This window comes from Amycolatopsis sp. NPDC004169, from assembly GCF_040610315.1.
GTDB lineage: Bacteria > Actinomycetota > Actinomycetes > Mycobacteriales > Pseudonocardiaceae > Amycolatopsis.
The window spans coordinates 1-16241 of sequence record NZ_JBEXMD010000039.1 but is presented as its reverse complement, the minus strand read 5'-3'; the positions used below and the strand labels follow the sequence as shown (position 1 = coordinate 16241).

The 16241-nt window shown below is 73.0% G+C and carries 16 protein-coding genes; 11 read left to right on the top strand and 5 right to left on the bottom strand.

All coding sequences use genetic code 11. From position 1 onward, the window contains the following. The first annotated feature begins 63 nt into the window (after nt 1-63). Entirely contained in the window at nt 64-945 is an 882-nt protein-coding gene (locus tag ABZX11_RS37190) for an FAD-dependent oxidoreductase (protein ID WP_354922334.1), read from the top strand. An 8-nt stretch (nt 946-953) separates the two neighbouring features. Here ABZX11_RS37190 and ABZX11_RS37185 read toward each other — a convergent pair whose 3' ends face one another. Continuing rightward, entirely contained in the window at nt 954-2312 is a 1359-nt protein-coding gene (locus tag ABZX11_RS37185) for a DUF2252 domain-containing protein (RefSeq protein ID WP_354922331.1), read from the bottom strand. 181 nt (nt 2313-2493) lie between these two features. After that, nucleotides 2494-3726, bottom strand: coding sequence for an ornithine--oxo-acid transaminase (gene rocD, locus ABZX11_RS37180; RefSeq protein ID WP_354922328.1), 1233 nt, complete (start codon nt 3724-3726; stop codon nt 2494-2496). A 144-nt stretch (nt 3727-3870) separates the two neighbouring features. On the opposite strand from rocD, the gene ABZX11_RS37175 reads away from it, so the two are divergent. From ABZX11_RS37175 to ABZX11_RS37150, 6 genes are read left to right on the top strand one after another with little or no spacing between them, the layout of a single operon-like run. After that, the gene (locus ABZX11_RS37175; protein WP_354922325.1) at nt 3871-4191 is read left to right on the top strand and encodes a metalloregulator ArsR/SmtB family transcription factor; all 321 of its coding nucleotides are present in this window, start codon (nt 3871-3873) and stop codon (nt 4189-4191) included. Next, nucleotides 4188-4655, top strand: a complete 468-nt coding sequence (locus ABZX11_RS37170) for an SRPBCC family protein (RefSeq protein ID WP_354922322.1) — start codon at nt 4188-4190, stop codon at nt 4653-4655. The genes ABZX11_RS37175 and ABZX11_RS37170 overlap by 4 nt, the downstream gene beginning before the upstream one ends. 17 nt (nt 4656-4672) lie before the next feature. Next, the gene (locus tag ABZX11_RS37165; RefSeq protein WP_354922319.1) at nt 4673-5524 is read left to right on the top strand and encodes a PPK2 family polyphosphate kinase; all 852 of its coding nucleotides are present in this window, start codon (nt 4673-4675) and stop codon (nt 5522-5524) included. A 20-nt stretch (nt 5525-5544) separates the two neighbouring features. Next, nucleotides 5545-7644, top strand: a complete 2100-nt coding sequence (locus ABZX11_RS37160; RefSeq protein ID WP_354922316.1) for a prolyl oligopeptidase family serine peptidase — start codon at nt 5545-5547, stop codon at nt 7642-7644. Continuing rightward, complete coding sequence (locus ABZX11_RS37155; protein ID WP_354922313.1) at nt 7641-8591, top strand: LLM class F420-dependent oxidoreductase; 951 nt, start codon at nt 7641-7643, stop codon at nt 8589-8591. Before ABZX11_RS37160 ends, ABZX11_RS37155 begins: the two co-directional genes overlap by 4 nt. Nucleotides 8592-8646: 55 nt before the next feature. After that, nucleotides 8647-9024 (top strand): hypothetical protein, encoded by a 378-nt coding sequence (locus tag ABZX11_RS37150; protein WP_354922310.1) that lies wholly within the window; start codon nt 8647-8649, stop codon nt 9022-9024. Here the strand turns inward: ABZX11_RS37150 and crcB are convergent. From crcB to ABZX11_RS37135, 3 genes are read right to left on the bottom strand one after another with little or no spacing between them, the layout of a single operon-like run. Next, nucleotides 9021-9395: a fluoride efflux transporter CrcB gene (gene crcB / locus ABZX11_RS37145; RefSeq protein ID WP_354922307.1), complete on the bottom strand. Its 375-nt coding sequence runs from the start codon at nt 9393-9395 to the stop codon at nt 9021-9023. The two genes, ABZX11_RS37150 and crcB, sit on opposite strands and share 4 nt — an antisense overlap. Continuing rightward, nucleotides 9392-9724 (bottom strand): DUF190 domain-containing protein, encoded by a 333-nt coding sequence (locus tag ABZX11_RS37140; RefSeq protein ID WP_354922304.1) that lies wholly within the window; start codon nt 9722-9724, stop codon nt 9392-9394. Before ABZX11_RS37140 ends, crcB begins: the two co-directional genes overlap by 4 nt. Further along, nucleotides 9724-10125: a CrcB family protein gene (locus ABZX11_RS37135; RefSeq protein ID WP_354922301.1), complete on the bottom strand. Its 402-nt coding sequence runs from the start codon at nt 10123-10125 to the stop codon at nt 9724-9726. The genes ABZX11_RS37140 and ABZX11_RS37135 overlap by 1 nt, the downstream gene beginning before the upstream one ends. A 143-nt stretch (nt 10126-10268) precedes the next feature. On the opposite strand from ABZX11_RS37135, the gene ABZX11_RS37130 reads away from it, so the two are divergent. Genes ABZX11_RS37130 through ABZX11_RS37115 form a run of 4 tightly spaced genes read left to right on the top strand, consistent with a single transcriptional unit; the run spans nt 10269 to nt 16142 of the window. Then, complete coding sequence (locus tag ABZX11_RS37130) at nt 10269-11837, top strand: aminotransferase class V-fold PLP-dependent enzyme (protein ID WP_354922298.1); 1569 nt, start codon at nt 10269-10271, stop codon at nt 11835-11837. Further along, the gene (locus ABZX11_RS37125) at nt 11834-13111 is read left to right on the top strand and encodes a SidA/IucD/PvdA family monooxygenase (protein WP_354922295.1); all 1278 of its coding nucleotides are present in this window, start codon (nt 11834-11836) and stop codon (nt 13109-13111) included. The genes ABZX11_RS37130 and ABZX11_RS37125 overlap by 4 nt, the downstream gene beginning before the upstream one ends. Continuing rightward, nucleotides 13108-14838, top strand: coding sequence for an IucA/IucC family protein (locus ABZX11_RS37120; RefSeq protein ID WP_354922292.1), 1731 nt, complete (start codon nt 13108-13110; stop codon nt 14836-14838). Before ABZX11_RS37125 ends, ABZX11_RS37120 begins: the two co-directional genes overlap by 4 nt. Next, on the top strand, nt 14835-16142 hold the full coding sequence (locus tag ABZX11_RS37115) for a glutamine synthetase (protein ID WP_354922497.1): 1308 nt from the start codon (nt 14835-14837) through the stop codon (nt 16140-16142). Before ABZX11_RS37120 ends, ABZX11_RS37115 begins: the two co-directional genes overlap by 4 nt. Nucleotides 16143-16241 lie beyond the last annotated feature (99 nt).

Below are 16241 nucleotides of genomic sequence, written 5' to 3'. Positions count from 1 at the left end.
CCCCGGGAGGCGCCGGGCACCGCGGGTGCGTCACGATGCGGGGGAGCGACCTGGGAGGAGCGGATGCGGGTCACAGTCGCCGGAGCCGGGATGGTCGGGCTGACCAGCGCGTACCGGCTGGCGGAAGCGGGACACGAGGTGACGGTGGTGGCTGCGGCCCCACCCGCGGAGACGACGTCGGCGGTGGCGGGCGGAGTGGTGTACCCGCCGGGCCGGAGCCCGGACGAGCGGCTCGTGCGCTGGACCGCGGCGAGCCTCGAGGTGTTCCACGGGCACGGCGCGCCGGGCGTGCGCTTCCGCCGCGGCCGGATCCTGCTGCCCCCGGGCGCACCGGACCCGCGGTGGCTCGCCGCGGTCGGCGACCCCGTCCGCGACGGCGACCGCGTCGAGCTCACCACGGCGGTGATCGACACGCCGGTGTACCTGGCGTGGCTGCTCGCCGGGGTGCGCGCGCTGGGCGTGCGGGTCGAGCACCGGACCCTGACAACGCTGTCCGGCCTGCCCGCGGACGTCGTGGTCAACGCGGCGGGCCTCGGCGCGGGCCCGCTGGCGGACGACGCCTCGATGGTCCCGGTGGGCGGCCAGGTCGTGCACGTGACCGACCCGGGCGTGCCGGGGTTCGTGGTCGACGAGACGGGCCCGGGCGTGACGTACGTGATCCCGCACGGAGACCACGTGGTGTGCGGCGGAACGGAGGAGCCGGGCCGCGACGACACCGACCCGAACCCGGGCGTGACGGCGGACATCCTGCGCCGCTGCCGCGAACTGGAACCCCGGCTGGCGGGGGCGGAGGTGCTGCGGTCACTGGTGGGGCTGCGCCCGTTCCGGCGGGAGGTGCGGCTGGAGCGGGTGGGCGACGTCGTGCACTGCTACGGGCACGGGGGAGCGGGGATCACGCTGTCCTGGGGCTGCGCGGCGGACGTCGCCTCGCTGGTCGCCGGCTGATCTGTCCGTCAGCTGCGCGCGAAGGCGGCGTGGTCGGCCTCCGTCCGGTCGGCGTACCGCACGGCGTACGCGCCCATCGCTTCGTCCAGCTCCGAGTCGTCCGCGAAGTAGCCCGCCAGCAGCTTCGGGTGCAGTGACCTCGTGTGGGCGCGGGCGAGCAGTGCGCCGGCCAGCCTGCCGTAGTCGTCGAGGTGGTCCCGCTCCAGCTGCGCCGGGTCGATGTCGCCCTTGAGGTTGCGGAACTGGCGGACGATGAACGGGACGCCGTCGATGGTCGTCCAGCCGAGGAGGATGTCCGTCTCGGCCTGGACCAGGCGGGCGCCGTCGACGATTCGCCGGCCTTCGTGTGCCGCCTGCGGCAGGTCGAGGTACGGCGCCAGTGCGGGCCGCTGGGCCTGTTTCACCTGCAGCACCAGGTCTTCGTCGTCGTTGCCGTGCAGCAGGGCGACGTAGCTGCGCAAGCCGACGCTGCCCGTGCCGACCACCCGGAAGGCGACGTCGGCGAGCCGGTACCGCGCGATCAGCGTGCGCCGCGACTCGCGCAGGGTGTCCACATAGGACGCCAGACCGGCGGCGACGGCTTCGGCGGTCGCGGTGCCGACGGGCGTCAGCACCGGCGGGTCCGCGACGAACCGGTGGCGGGACAGGCCGGTCTCGTGGTCGTCGACGCGTTCGGTCCACTTCGCCGACACCTTCGCGCTGTCGTTCTTGCGGGCTTTCTCGGCCGCGTCGGCGAAGTCGTCGATCAGCTCGTCGGCGCGCGCCTTCGACAGCACCGACGAGTCCGGCAGCGCGTTCCAGCTGCGCAGGAACGGCAGCTCGGCCAGCGCGCGGACGGTCCGGCGGTAGGACTTCACGGCGTCTTCGGCGGCTTCCCGGCAGCCGGACTCGCGGATGCCGCCCTCGCGGCCGGCGAGCACGAGGCTGGCCGCGAGCCGCTTGAGGTCCCACTCCCACGGGCCCGGCACGGTCTCGTCGAAGTCGTTGATGTCCATCACGATCTTGCCTTCGGGGGTGCCGTAGAGCCCGAAGTTCGCCGCGTGCGCGTCACCGCAGAGCTGCGCGGTGAGCCCGGACGACGGCGTGCCGGCGAGGTCGGCGCCCATCAGCCCGGCCGCGCCGCGGAAGAAGGTGAACGGCGAGGCGAGCATCCGCTCCCGCCGGAGTTCGACCAGCTCCGGCAGCCGGCCGGCGTTGGTGGCGTCGAAGTACGCGCGCGGCGACGGCCGGTCATCCGCCGCGGCTTCGTGATCGTGCACGGCGGCCGGGGTTTTCTCCCGGAGCCGCTTCCCCTGTTCGTACAGCTCGGCCGGCGTGACGCTGTCGGTGCCGGCCAGCGGCCGTTCTGCCCACTCCCCTGATCCCATACCGGGCACAACGTCCGAAGCGGACGTTGTGCTCCCGGAAGCCGGGCCGCTCGCCGGTCGGGGGGTCTCAAGCGGCACCCCCGGGCCGGCGGCGGTCAGCCCGGCAAAGCCGGAGCGGGTGCCGGACGTTGTGCCCGGACGCCGCCGGGGCGGGAGGCTCACCCGGCGGCGTCCGGGGGGTTCAGGGGCGGATCACCTCGGCGATCGCGTCGATGCCGCGGTCCAGCTCCTCGCGGGTGATCACCAGCGGCGGCGCGACCCGCAGGGTGCGCTCGTGCGTCTCCTTGCACAGCACGCCCCGCGCCATCAGGGCCTGCGACGCCGCCCGGCCCGACGGGCCGCCCGGGGCGATGTCGATGCCCGCCCACAGGCCGCGGCCGCGGACCTCGGACAGGCCATGGCCGACCAGCTCGGCCAGCCGCGTGTGCAGGTGCGCGCCCAGTTCGGTGGCCCGCTGCTGGAACTCGCCGGTCGACAGCAGCCGGACGACCGCCCGGCCGACCGCGCAGGCCAGCGGGTTGCCGCCGAAGGTCGAGCCGTGCTCGCCCGGCTTCAGCACGCCCAGCACGTCACGGCGGCCGGCCACCGCGGACACCGGCAGGATGCCGCCGCCGAGGGCCTTGCCGAGGGTGTAGACGTCCGCGCGGACCCCTTCGTGGTCCAGCGCCAGCACCGTGCCGGTGCGGGCCAGCCCGGACTGGATCTCGTCGGCGATCAGCAGCACGCCGTGCTCGTCGCACGCCTGCCGGACATCGGCGAAATAGCCCTCCGGCGGCACGATCACGCCGGCCTCGCCCTGCACCGGCTCCAGCAGCACCGCGGCCGTGCGCGGGGTGATCGCGTCACGCAGCGCGGCCGCGTCGCCGTACTTCACCGTGACGAAGCCCGGCGTGAACGGGCCGAAGTCGGCGCGGGCGGTCTCGTCGGTCGAGAACGACACGATCGTCGTGGTCCGGCCGTGGAAGTTCGAGCCGGCGACGATGATCTCGGCGGTGCCGTCCGGCACGCCCTTGACCCGGTGCGCCCACTTGCGGGCGATCTTCACCGCGGACTCGACGGCCTCGGCGCCGGAGTTCATCGGCAGCACCAGGTCGGTGCCGGTCAGCTCGGCCAGCTCGCGGCAGAACAGCCCCAGCTGGTCGTGGTGGAACGCCCGCGACGTCAGCGTGACGCGCCCGAGCTGTTCGACGGCGGCGGCGACCAGGTCCGGGTGGCGGTGGCCGAAGTTCAGCGCCGAGTAGCCGGAGAGGAAGTCGAGGTAGGACCGGCCTTCGACGTCGGTCACCGAGGCACCCGAGGCTTCGGCGATCACGACGGGCAGCGGGTGGTAGTTGTGCGTGCTCCACCGCTCGTCGAGCTCGATGAAGCTCGCGGCGGTGGGGGCGGCGGTCTCCCGGCCGGCGAACGTCGTCATGCGTTCAGGTTAGAGGCAGAACACGCAGACTTCAGCCGGGATTCATTGCTTTCACCCGTTGTTCGTTGCGCAATATCCCGTTCACGCCAGCGAAACATTGCGTGACGGTTGACGGCGACATCGGTAAGCCGTAACTTACCGTTCGTGGCGACTTACGGAAGCGACCAGCTGGCCGCCCTCGCCGACCCGTCGCGCCGCGCGATCTTCGAGGCGCTGCGCGACGGGCCGCGCGCGGTCGGCGAGCTGGCCGCGGACCTCCCGATCAGCCGCCCGGCCGTCTCCCAGCACCTCAAGGTGCTCAAGGCGGCCGGCCTGGTCAGCGACCGGGCCGTCGGCACCAAGCGGCTCTACCGGCTGGAACCGGCCGGGATCGCCGCCCTGCGCGCCTACCTCGACGGGATGTGGTCGGACGCGCTGAAGTCCTTCGCCGAACTGGCGGAACGAACCGAAGAGGAGCAGCCATGAGCCTGGAACCGATCCGCAAGACCATCACCGTCGCGTGCTCGCGTGAGCACGCGTTCAAGACCTACACCGAGGCCTTCGACAGCTGGTGGCCGCGGCAGCACCACATCGGGGCGGCCGAGCTCGCCGAAGCCGTCCTGGAGCCGAAGCCGGGCGGCCGCTGGTACGAGAAGACCGTGGACGGCGCCGAGTGCCAGTGGGGCGAGGTGCTCGTCTGGGAACCGCCCGCCCGGGTGGTCCTGTCGTGGCGGATCGACGGCGACTGGAAGATCAACGCCGACCCGGCGTACGCCAGCGAGATCGAGGTCGGATTCGTCGAGGAAGGACCGCGTTCGACCCGCGTCGAGCTGGAGCACCGGGGCTTCGAACGGCACGGCGAGACGGGCCCGAAGGTCCGCGAAGGCGTCTCCGGTGAGGGCGGCCACGGCGCGCTGCTGAAGTTGTTCGCCGAGAAAGCCGCCGCCTGAGCGGGTAGCTTCGCGGGATGGCGAAGAAGGACGCAGGAAGCCGGGTCCGGGACGCGCTGCGCGCCGGCGCGCAGCTGCCGGACCCGGGTTCGGCCCCGGTCGGCCCCGGCAAGAAGCCCAAGGCGCTGGCCAAGCTCGAGGGCGCCGGCGAGCGGCTGTCGGCGCTGCAGGAGTCGCTCTACGCCGAGGGGGTCGGCGGCGGTGGCCGCAGCGTCCTGCTCGTGCTGCAGGGCATGGACACCTCCGGCAAGGGCGGCACGGTCTCGCACGTGCTCGGCCTGGTCAACCCGATGGGCGTGCGGTACGCGGCGTTCAAGAAGCCGACCGCGGCCGAACGGCGCCACCACTACCTGTGGCGGATCCGCAAGCAGCTGCCCGCGCCCGGGCAGATCGGCGTCTTCGACCGGTCGCACTACGAGGACATCCTGGTCCCGCGCGTGAGCAAGCTGCTGACCCCGGCCGAGCGGCGCCGCCGCTACAGCGAGATCAACGCCTTCGAGGAGGAGCTGGCCGAGGCGGGCACCACCGTCGTCAAGGTGTTCCTGCACATCTCGCCGGAGGAGCAGCTCAAGCGGCTCAAGGCCCGGCTCGTCACCCCCGAGAAGCGCTGGAAGTTCAACCCGGCCGACCTCGACGCCCGCGCGCACTGGGCCGCCTACCAGGAGGCCTACGCCGACATCTTCAAGAAGACCTCGACCGCGCACGCGCCCTGGTACGCGGTGCCCGCCGACCACAAGTGGTACCGCAACTGGGCCGTCGCCGAGCTGCTGATCGAGACCCTCGCGGACCTGGAGCCGCGGTTCCCGGAACCGGACTACGACGTCGACGCGGAGCTGGCGAAGCTGAAGGGCGTTGGCGTATCCGCGTGACCGTCTGAAAGAGTGCGGGCGTGACCGATGTCGACGACCTCCCGTTCCTCCGCAAGCAGGCCCGGACCCAGCGCTTCACCCTCGGCGCGCCGAAGGAGTTCCGGGTCGCCCCGGACGCCTCGCGCGTGCTGTTCCTGCGCGCGGAGTCGGGTACCGACCCCCGGCACAGCCTCTGGTCGGCCGACCTGGCGACCGGCGCCGAGACCAAGCTCGTCGACGCCGCCGAGCTGCTGCCCGGCGAAGAGGAGCTGCCGGCCGAAGAGCGCGCGCGGCGCGAACGGGCCCGCGAGACCGGCGGCGGCGTCGTGCACTACGGCGTCGACGCGGCCTTCACGGTCGCGGTGTTCTCGCTCTCGGGCAAGCTCTACACCCTGGACCTCGCCTCGGGCGAGGTGACGCTGCGCGTCGACGGCTCGGTCATCGACCCGCGGCCCAACCCCACCGGAACGCACGTCGCCTACGTGCAGAACCGGCGGCTGCACGTGCTGGAGCTGGCCACCGGCGACGACCGCGTGCTGGTCGAGGAGGAGGGCGAGGACATCGCCTGGGGCCTCGCCGAGTTCATCGCCGCCGAGGAGATGGACCGCACCCGCGGCTACTGGTGGGCCCCCGACGGCCGCAGCGTCCTGGCCGAGCGCTCCGACCGCGGCCCGGTCCCGCGCTGGACCATCGCCGACCCCGCCAACCCGCAGCACCCGGCGAACGTCGTCGCCTACCCGGCCGCGGGCACCACGAACGCCCTGGTGTCGCTGGCCGTGCTCGGCCTGGACGGCTCGCGCGTCGACGTGGCGCCGGGCGACTGGGAGTACCTGGCCTCGGTGCACTGGTCGGCAGGCGGCGCGCCGCTGCTCGCCGTGCAGCCGCGCGACCAGAAGCGGATGGACGTCCTCGCCCTCGACGTCACCGACGGCTCGACGTCGGTCGTGCACACCGCGAGCGACCAGCACTGGATCGACATCGTCGGCGGCGTGCCGGCGTGGACGCCCGACGGCCGTCTGGTCGTCGAGGGCATGGTCGACGGCGACCACCGGCTCTTCGTCGGCGGCGAGGCCGTCACGCCGGCCGGGCTGCAGCTGCGGGCCGTGCTCGACGTCGGCGCCGAGATCCTGTTCAGCGCCTCGGAGGACGACCCGACGCAGATCCACGTCTTCCGCACCGAAGGCGCGTCGGTGCGCCGCCTGTCCACTGTGGACGGCGTGCACGTCGGCGCCGGGTCCGCCGCGGTCACCGTGCTGTCGTCGTGGAGCCTGGAACACAGCGGGCCGCGCGTCTCGGTGCTGCGCGACGCCGAGCCGGTCGCCACGATCGAGTCGTCCACTGTGGACCCGGACATCGTGCCGAACCTGACCTGGCTGACGCTGGGGGAGCGCGGCCTGCGCGCGGCGCTGCTGCTGCCGCGCGGGTACGAGCCGAGCGAGGGCAAGCTGCCGGTGCTGCTCGACCCGTACGGCGGGCCGCACGCGCAGCGCGTCCTGCAGAGCCGCAACGCGTTCCTGACGTCGCAGTGGCTGGCCGACCAGGGCTTCGCGGTGCTGGTCGCGGACGGCCGCGGCACGCCGGGCCGCGGGGCGGTGTGGGAGCGCGAGATCCACGGGCGCCTCGCCGACGTCACCCTGCAGGACCAGGTCGACGCCCTGCAGGCGGCGGCCGCCCGGTTCCCCGAGCTGGACACCGAGCGCGTCGCGATCCGCGGCTGGTCCTACGGCGGGTACCTGTCGGCGCTGGCCGTGCTGCGGCGCCCGGACGTCTTCCACGCGGCGGTCGCGGGCGCGCCGGTCACCGACTGGTCGCTCTACGACACGCACTACACCGAGCGCTACCTCGGGAAGCCGCAGGACGAACCCGAGAGCTACGCGCACAACTCGCTGATCGAGAGCGCGGCCGAGCTGAGCCGGGCGCTGCTGATCGTGCACGGGCTGGCCGACGACAACGTGTTCGTCGCGCACGCGCTGCGGCTGTCGTCGGCGTTGCTGGCCAAGGGCCGCCCGCACGTGTTCCTGCCGCTGGCGGGCGCGACCCACATGACACCGCAGGCCGAAGAGGTCGCGGAGAACCTGATGCGCACGCAGGTGGACTGGCTGCTGCGCGAACTGTCGGCCGTGGACAAGGAGAACGCATGAGCCGCTGGGGACTCACGATCCCGCTGACCGGGGTGCCGCTGACCGCGCACCGCGAGCTGGTGGAACAGCTGCCGGACCTGGGCTACACGGACGCGTGGACGGCGGAGACGGCGGGCACGGACGCGTTCACGCCGCTGGTGCTGGCCTCGCAGTGGGCGCCCCAGCTGCGGCTGGGCACGGCGATCGTCCCGGTGTACACGCGCGGCCCCGGCCTGCTGGCGATGCAGGCGGCGACGGTGGCGGAGCTGGCACCCGGCCGGTTCGTCCTCGGCATCGGCGCGTCGTCCCCGGTGATCGTGTCGAGCTGGAACGCGGCCGCCTTCGAAGAGCCGTTCGCCCGCTCCCGCGACACGCTGCGCTTCCTGCGTTCGGCGCTGACCGGGGAAAAGGTCAGCGAGAAGTACGAGACGTTCGCGGTGTCGAAGTTCCGCTTGGAGCGGCCGGCGGACCCGCCGCCGTCGATCATGCTGGCGGCGCTCCGCCCGGGCATGCTCCGCCTGGCGGCGCGCGAGGCGGACGGCGCGATCACGAACTGGCTCGCCGCTTCCGACGTCCCGAAGGTGCGTTCGGTGGTGGGCCCGGACGTGGAGCTGGCGGCCCGCATCTTCGTCTGCCCGACGGAGGACGCCGAAGCGGCCCGCGGCCTGGGCCGGATGTTGATTTCGAGCTACCTGACGGTCCCGGTGTACGCGGCGTTCCACGAGTGGCTGGGCCGCGGCGAGGCGCTCGCGCCGATGCACGAGGCCTGGGCGGCGGGGGACCGGCAGAAGGCGAACCAGGTGATCCCGGACGCGGTGGTCGACGAGCTGGTGATCCACGGCAGTGTCGAGTCGTGCCGCGAGCAGGTCCAGGCCTATGTGGACAACGGGCTGACCACGCCGATCATCGCCCTGCTGCCGACCGGGGACGACCCGTTCGAGCAGGTGCGCGGCCTGGCGCCGCGCTGATATTGCGTTGCCCTCCTCCGGGGCCGGGTGTTTCCTGGCTCCGGAGGAGGGACGGATGCGACGGAAGACGCCGCCGGAGAAGAAGCGGCTGAGCTACCTGAAGGACCGGCGGGACGACTACGGCGAAAACGCCAAGTCGAGCCGCAAGAACCTGCCGCGCAGCAAGGCGTTCGCGCGCCGCGCGAACCGCGCGCGGGAGAGCCTCGCCCTGCGCGCGGCGACCGGCGTGCCCGACGAAGCCCGCGCGGAGGCGGCCGAGCTGCGGTTGCTGGGGCGCCGCCGCCGGGGGAAGCGCAAGTGGGCCGGCGCCAAGCTGGGCGAGTACGTCGAGTGGAAGCTCGAGCGCCGCGCGGGCCGGGAAAACGGCGAGGCCCGGCGGCTCGAGGAGGCACTCGGCCGGGTGCGGGAGCGGCTGGGGCGTCCGGACCGCTAGGCGAAGACCGCGGTCGCGAGGAGCAGTCCGAGCGCCCCCGAGGCCAGGCCCGCGAACACCGTCACCAGCACGTTGAGCGCCGCGTACAGCCGCGTCTTCTCCAGGAACAGGCGGACCGTCTCGTAGCCGAACGTCGAGAACGTCGTCAGGCCGCCGCAGAAGCCCACCGCCACCAGCGCTCGCACCGATGACGGCTCTGCGCCGTGCAGGAGCCAGCCGCTGAGGAAGCCCAGGATGAACGAGCCCGCGATGTTCACCGTCAGCGTCCCGAACGGGAACGGCGAGTCGCGCCACTGCTGGACCTTCCGGTCGGTCAGGTAGCGCAGGATCGAGCCCGCCGCGCCGCCCAGGGCCACCAAAACGAGGGTCACTCCGTCCGCTCCCTGTGGCGGACCACCTCGACCTGGTCGAGTGTCACCAGCCCTTCGCCGACCAGCTCGTCCAGCTGGGGCAGGAACGCGCGCAGCTTCGGCTCCTCGTCGATGATCACGATCACCACGGGCAGGTCCTCCGAGAGCGACAGGATCTGCGTCGTGTGGATCAGCGACGAAGCGCCGTAGCCCTCGACGCCGCGAAGCACCGAAGCGCCGGCGAGGCCGGCATCGCGGGCCCGGCGGACGATCTCGTGGTAGAGCGGCTTGTGGTGCCAGTGGTCGTCTTCGCCGAGGTAGATCGTGAGGCGGGTGGCAGGTCCTTCCATCAGCGTCCCTTTCGCACCGCGCGCGTCGCTGCCAGGCCGGCCGCGACGGCCGTCAGGCACAGCACCACCGAGGCGGCCACGTACGCCAAGGATCCCATGAGACGCCCGGTCGTCGCGGCCTCGAGCGTGTCGGTGACGAACGTGGAGAAGGTCGTGAAGCCGCCGAGGATGCCGACGCCGAGGAACGGGCGGAGGAGGTGGTGCGGGCGCGCGGTGGTGGTCAGCACCGCCATCAGGACGCCGATGAGCAGGCAGCCGAGCACGTTGGTGAGCAGGGTGGCGACGGCGAACTCGCCGCGCGCGTGCGGGATCGCGACGGACAGGCCGTAGCGGGCGAGGCTGCCGAGCGCGCCGCCGGTGCCGATGGCCGCCAGGACGTCCCACCGGGGCACGCTGATCACCTCCTCGCGGTGAACCTACTCCCGATGGCCGACGCGTCGCCGCCACCCGGTCGAGCATGCTGGACGGGACCGGATGACAGGCAGCCGTCGGTCGCCGTAGTGTTGCTCAGTGTAGGCAAGGCAACCCTAAGAAAGGCGGGCACATGCGGGCAGACGGGCTGGCCGGAGGCGACGGCGGCGCGGACCGGCTCGGCGAGCTGATCCCGGTGGCCCTGCGCGGAATGGCGGCCGGCGTGGCAGAACGCGGCGGCCCGATCCCGGCAGGCGGCCCGGCGGCCGTGGCGGCGGCCCTGGTGGCGGAGCGTGGCGAGCCCGCGCAGGACATCGAGCCGGACACGGTCCCGCCCGAGCCGACCGCGGCGCACGCTGGGCCGGACCACCCCGAACCCGCGCAGACCGGCAGCCGGGAGCCCGCCGCAGCCGGGCCGGGCGCCGGACCCTCTCGAACCGGTGCCCTGCCCCGCCGCGGTGTCGGGGCCGAAGCCGCGCTCGAACAGCTCAGCCGGCTGCTCGCCGCCGGGTCCGCGGATCCCGCCGATCCCGCCTGCGCCGCCCACCTCCACTGCCCCCCTCTCGCCGTCTCCGTGGCCGCCGATGTCGTCGCCGGGGCCCTCAACCCCTCCATGGACTCCTGGGACCAGGCCCCCGTCGCCGGCGAACTCGAACGCGAATTCACCACCGGGATCGCCCGGCTCTGCTACCCCGAGGCCGCGCACCCCGACGCCGTCGTCACCACCGGGGGCACCGAATCCAACCTCCTCGGCCTGCTCCTCGCCCGCGAAAACGGCGTCGTCCAGCCCGTCTGCGGGGCCAACGCCCACCACAGCGTCGCCAGGGCCGCCTGGCTGCTCGGCCTGCCCGCCCCGATCGTCGTCCCCTGCGAGGGTGACCGCCTGCTCCCCGAGGCGCTCGACCGGATCCTCACCCCCGGCTGCGTCGTCGTCGCGACCGCCGGGACCACCAACACCGGCACCCTCGACCCGCTGCCCGCAATCGCCGAGATCTGCCGTCGACACGGCGCAAGGCTGCACGTCGACGCGGCCTACGGCGGGCCGGCGCTCTGCAGCGACACGCTCAAACCCAAGCTCGCCGGGCTCGACCTGGCCGACTCCGTCGCGCTCGACCTGCACAAGTTCGGCTGGCAGCCGGTCGCCGCCGGGCTCTTCGCCGCCCGCGAGGCCGCCGACTTGGCCGCGCTCACCGTCCGGGCCGAGTACCTCAACGCCGACGACGACACCGAGGCCGGCCTGCCCGACCTGCTCGGCCGCTCCATCCGGACGTCCCGGCGGCCGGACGCCTTCCGGATGGCCGTCACCGTGCACGCGCTCGGCACCGACGGCCTCGGCGCGCTCGTCGAACGCTGCTGCGCCACCGCGACCGAGCTCGCCCGGCACGTCGACGCCCACCCCGGCCTGCGGCTCTGGGGTCCGCCCGAACTGTCCACAGTGGTCCTGCGGCCGGTCGCCGCCGACGAGACGGGCGGTGACGAGCTCGTCGCGCGCGTCCGCCGGGCCCTGCTCGAGGCGGGCACCGCCGTGATCGGCCGGGCCGCGCTGCCGACCGGGCCCGGCGGCGCGAACCAGCTGTGGCTCAAGCTGACGCTGCTGCACCCGCACACCACCGCCGCCGACTACCTGCCGCTGCTCGACCGGATCGTCGCCACGGCCGGTGCCGAGCTCGTCGCCGTCCGGGAAAGCCCGGTCGCTTCGTGAGGCGCCACCACCTCGCCGGGGTCGGGATCGGGCCGTTCAACCTCTCGCTCGCCGCCCTCGCCACCGGCGTCGACGGCCTCGACGCCGTCTTCTTCGACGCGCGCCCGGAGTTCCGCTGGCACCCCGGCCTGCTCGTCGAGGGCGCGACGCTGCAGGTGCCGTTCCTGGCCGACCTCGTCACCCTGGTCGACCCGACGAACCCGTTCTCCTTCCTCAACTACCTGCGCGACCGCGGCCGGCTGCTGCCGTTCTACTTCGCCGAGCGGTTCCACCCGGCGCGCGAAGAGTACGACGACTACGGCCGCTGGGCCGCCGCGCGGCTGCCGTCGTGCCACTTCGGGCACGAAGTGACCGGCATCCGCTGGGCCGGTGACGCCTTCGAGCTCACCATCGCCGGGCGCGAGCCGGTGCTGGCGGACCACGTCGTGCTCGGCGTCGGCTCGGTGCCGTCGGTGCCGGAGCCGCTGCGCGAGCCGGTCGCCGACCCCGGTGTCCTGGCCCTGCACTCGGCCGACTACCTGACGCACCGGGACGCGCTGCTCGCCGCGGACAGCGTCACCGTGGTCGGCTCCGGGCAGTCGGGCGCCGAAGTCGTCCTCGACCTCCTCCGCAGCCGATCCACTGTGGACGGCCTGCGCTGGCTCGCCCGGACACCGGCGTTCGCGCCGATGGAGTACTCGAAGCTCGGGCTGGAGCAGTTCACCCCGGACTACACCGCGTACTTCCACGGCCTGCCCGAAGCCGTCCGCGACCGGCTGCTGCCCACGCAGTGGCAGCTGTACAAGGGCATCGACACCGAAACGATCGGCGCGATCCACGACGAGCTCTACCGCCGCAGCATCACCGGCCCACCCGGTGCGGTGCTCACGCCCGGCGTCGAAGTCATCGGATCGTCCAGAGTGGACGACGAGATCGAACTGGTCGTGCGGCACGCTCAGCAAGGCCGTAACGGGAAGGTGCGCACCAAGGCCGTCGTCGCGGCCACCGGGTACGCCGAGGCGCCGACCGGGCCGCTGCTGGCCGGGCTCGGCGACGCCGTCCGCCGCGACCGGCAGGGCCGCCTCGACGTCGGCGCCGACTACCGCGTCGCGCTCGACGTGCCCGGCTCGCTGTTCGTGCAGAACGCCGAACGGCACACCCACGGGCCCGGCGCGCCCGACCTCGGGCTCGGCGCGTGGCGCGCGGCCGTGATCCTCAACGCCGTGTGCGGCAAGACCGTGTACGAGCTGCCCGACCGCACCGCCTTCACCACGTTCGGCCTGGAGGACAAGTGAGCACCGACGAGGCGGCCGCCTGGCGCGCGGCCGGCGCCCTGATCACGCACAAGATGCTCGGCGAACTGTCCTACGAGCACATGCTGGAGCCGGTCGCCGACGGGGACGCCTACCGGCTGGAGCTGCCCGGCGCGGTCTACACGTTCCGGGCCCGGCGGGGCGCCTTCGACGCGTGGACGGTCGAACCCGGCAGCGCGCGCCGGTCCGGCGAACCGGTCACCGACCCGCGCACCCTCGTCGTGGACGCCCGCGAAGTGCTGGGGCTGAGCGGGCTGCGGCTGGCCGACGTGCTCGCCGAGCTGACCTCGACGGTCGCCAACGAGGCCGCCCGCCTGCGCCGCGCCCCGACCGCGGCCGCACTGTCCACGATGGACTACAACGTCGCCGACGGGCACCTCACCGGCCACCCGCGGCTGGTGCTCAACAAGGGCCGTGTCGGGTTCTCCGCGCGCGACCGGGCCCGGTACGCGCCCGAGGCGGGCGCGGACGTCCGGCTGCGCTGGTTCGCCGTCCACCCGGACCACGCCGAGTTCCGTTGCGTCGACGAGCTGAGCCGGGACGCGCTGCTGGCCGCCGAACTCGGCGAGCAGCGCGAAGAATTCGCCGCCAAGGCACCCGGGGACTACGTCTGGGTGCCGGTGCACCCGTGGCAGGCCGACGAAATCCTCGGCACGCTCTACGCCGCCGAGCTGGCCACCGGCGTCGTGATCGACCTCGGGGAGAGCGCCGACGCCTACCGCCCGCACCAGACGGTCCGGACCCTGGCCAACGTCAGCACCCCCGGCCGGCACGACGTCAAGACCGCGGTGTCGGTGCGGAACACGCTCGTCTACCGCGGGCTCAACTCGGCGGCCACGCTCGCCGGGCCGTCCGTGACGACGTGGCTGCGCCGGGTCGGCGCCGCCGACCCGCTGCTGACCGGGAAGTACCGGTTCGGGCTGCTCGGCGAGGTGGCCAGCGTCTCGGTGCAGCACCCGCTGTTCGGGCACCTCGAGGAACTGCCGTACCGGTTCCACGAAACCCTCGGAGCGCTGTGGCGCGAGCCCATCCGGCTCGAGCACGGGGAACGCGCCATCTCGTTCGCCGCGCTGCCGTACCGCGGCCCGGACGGCGGCTCCGTGCTGGCGCACCTGATCGGCGGCGGCGACCCGGTGGCGTGGCTGACGCGGCTGTTCGACCTGCTGCTGACGCCGTTGCTGCAGTGGCTGCTGCGCCACGGCGTCGGGTTCTGCCCGCACGGCCAGAACCTGATCCTGGTGGTCGACGCGGCCGGGTTCCCGCAGCGGGTGCTGATCAAGGACTTCGCGCAGGGCGTCGATCTGCTCGACGAGCCGCTGGAGAGCTACGCGTCCCTGCCGCCCGAAGCGGCCGCGGACATGCTGCGCTGGCCCGCGCACCTGCTGGCCCAGTCGCTGTTCAGCTCGGTGTTCTCCGGCCAGTTCCGGTTCTGGGCCGAGGTCCTGCTCGACGAGCTGGGCCTGCCGCGGGCGGCGTTCTGGGCGCCGGTGCGGGAGATCGCCGTCCGGTACCGGGACGAGAACCCGGACCTGGCGGCCCGGTTCGACGCGTGCCGGCTGTTCGCGCCGGACGTGGAGCGGGTGACGCTCAACCGGGAGCACTTCGCCGGGCAGGGCTTCGACAAGGTGGAGCGGGACGACGAGTTCGACGTGCGCTGGGGGCGGGTGCCGAACCCGCTGCACGCGCCGGATCCGGGCGGCGCGTGGTGACGGCGTTCGCGCGGCCGGTCGGGCCGCGGTCCCTGGCCGCCCGGCGCGCGGCGGCCGTGGTGGGGGAGGGCGTGCTGCGCGGGGTGCTCGGCGAGGAGGGGGCCCGGTTGCTGCTGCTGGTTCCCGATCCGCACGCGCGGTTCGCCGCGGTGGAGCTGGCCGGGCCGTTTGCCGCCTCCGTCCTCGACGACGGTTACGGGGTCTGCAGCTACGTCCTCGCTTGGTCGCCGTCCCGCGATCCGCTGCCGGCCTCCGGCGTGCTCGGCGGGTACCTCGAGGGGTTCGGTGATCTGCGGGTGCGGCCGGATGCCGCTTCGGCCATCCCGCTCGGCGAGGGCACCTGGGCCGTTGTCGGTGATGTCGAATGGCCTTCGGGCGTGGCCGCCGAGCTGGCGCCCCGGGAGGTGTTGCGGACTCAGCTCACCGCCTTGGAGGGGCTGGGTCTCGTTCCTTCGGTGGGGATCGAGCACGAGGTCGTGTTCCGGGATTCCTCCGGGGTGCCGCTCACCTCTCATGGTGTCGACTACGCGGTGGGGGGTACCGAACGGCTGGCTCCGCTGCTGGGGGAGCTGCGGCGGGAGCTGGCCGAGGCGGGGCTCGGGGTCGAGTCGGCTCGGGCGGAGTGTCATCCGGGGCAGTACGAGATCGTTCTGCGGCACCGGGATGCTCTGGCTGCTTGTGATGATGTCCTCCTGCAGCAGCTGGTTGTCCGGCGGGTTGCCGCTCGGCATGGGATCGTTGCCGACTATCTCGCTGCTCCTGAGCCCGGGCAGGGGAACTCCGGGCACGTTCACCTTTCCCTGTCTGCCGTGGATGGCTCGGAAGCCGATCTGCTGGGTGGTTTTCTGGCCGGTGTCCTTCGGGATGCTCGGGCGCTGACCGCTGTTTGGTCGCCTACCTGGAACGGGTTCGTGCGGTTGCGGACTTCGCCGTTTTCCCCGCTGGATGTCCGGTGGGGTCATGATGATCGGACTGCTTCGGTTCGGGTTGCCGGGCCCTCCTCGGAGCCTCGGCTGGAGTTCCGGTTTGCCGGGGCCGATGCTCAGCCTCATCTTGTGGTTGCTGCTCTTTTGGCCGCTGGGCGGTTCGGGTTGGAAGAGGGGTTGAGGGCTCCGGAGGCCGGGGTTTCGCTGGGGTCTCTTGCCGGGTCGCCTTGGGAGGCTTTGTCGTTGCTGGACCGGGTGGGGGAGTTGCTGGGTTCGGATGTTGCTGCTCAGCTTTCCGCTCTTCTTGGTGAAGAGATTGATTCCGGGTTGTCCGCTGTTACTGATTGGCAGCGGTGGCGGGGGTCTCTTCGTTCCTGATTCAGGTTTCAGGTTGGTGTTTTCTCCGCCACCCCGATGCCCGATTGTGACTACGGCCGGCGGCAGGTTGTCAAGGCGGGAAAGCGTGCCTTGACAACC

Bases quoted from the DNA above. Each gene is read 5' to 3' on its own strand.
- ABZX11_RS37190 (WP_354922334.1), top strand. From the start codon at position 64: ATGCGGGTCACAGTCGCCGGAGCCGGGATGGTCGGGCTGACCAGCGCG.
- ABZX11_RS37185 (WP_354922331.1), bottom strand. From the start codon at position 2,312: ATGGGATCAGGGGAGTGGGCAGAACGGCCGCTGGCCGGCACCGACAGC.
- rocD (WP_354922328.1), bottom strand. From the start codon at position 3,726: ATGACGACGTTCGCCGGCCGGGAGACCGCCGCCCCCACCGCCGCGAGC.
- ABZX11_RS37170 (WP_354922322.1), top strand. From the start codon at position 4,188: ATGAGCCTGGAACCGATCCGCAAGACCATCACCGTCGCGTGCTCGCGT.
- ABZX11_RS37165 (WP_354922319.1), top strand. From the start codon at position 4,673: ATGGCGAAGAAGGACGCAGGAAGCCGGGTCCGGGACGCGCTGCGCGCC.
- ABZX11_RS37155 (WP_354922313.1), top strand. From the start codon at position 7,641: ATGAGCCGCTGGGGACTCACGATCCCGCTGACCGGGGTGCCGCTGACC.
- ABZX11_RS37150 (WP_354922310.1), top strand. From the start codon at position 8,647: ATGCGACGGAAGACGCCGCCGGAGAAGAAGCGGCTGAGCTACCTGAAG.
- ABZX11_RS37140 (WP_354922304.1), bottom strand. From the start codon at position 9,724: ATGGAAGGACCTGCCACCCGCCTCACGATCTACCTCGGCGAAGACGAC.
- ABZX11_RS37130 (WP_354922298.1), top strand. From the start codon at position 10,269: ATGCGGGCAGACGGGCTGGCCGGAGGCGACGGCGGCGCGGACCGGCTC.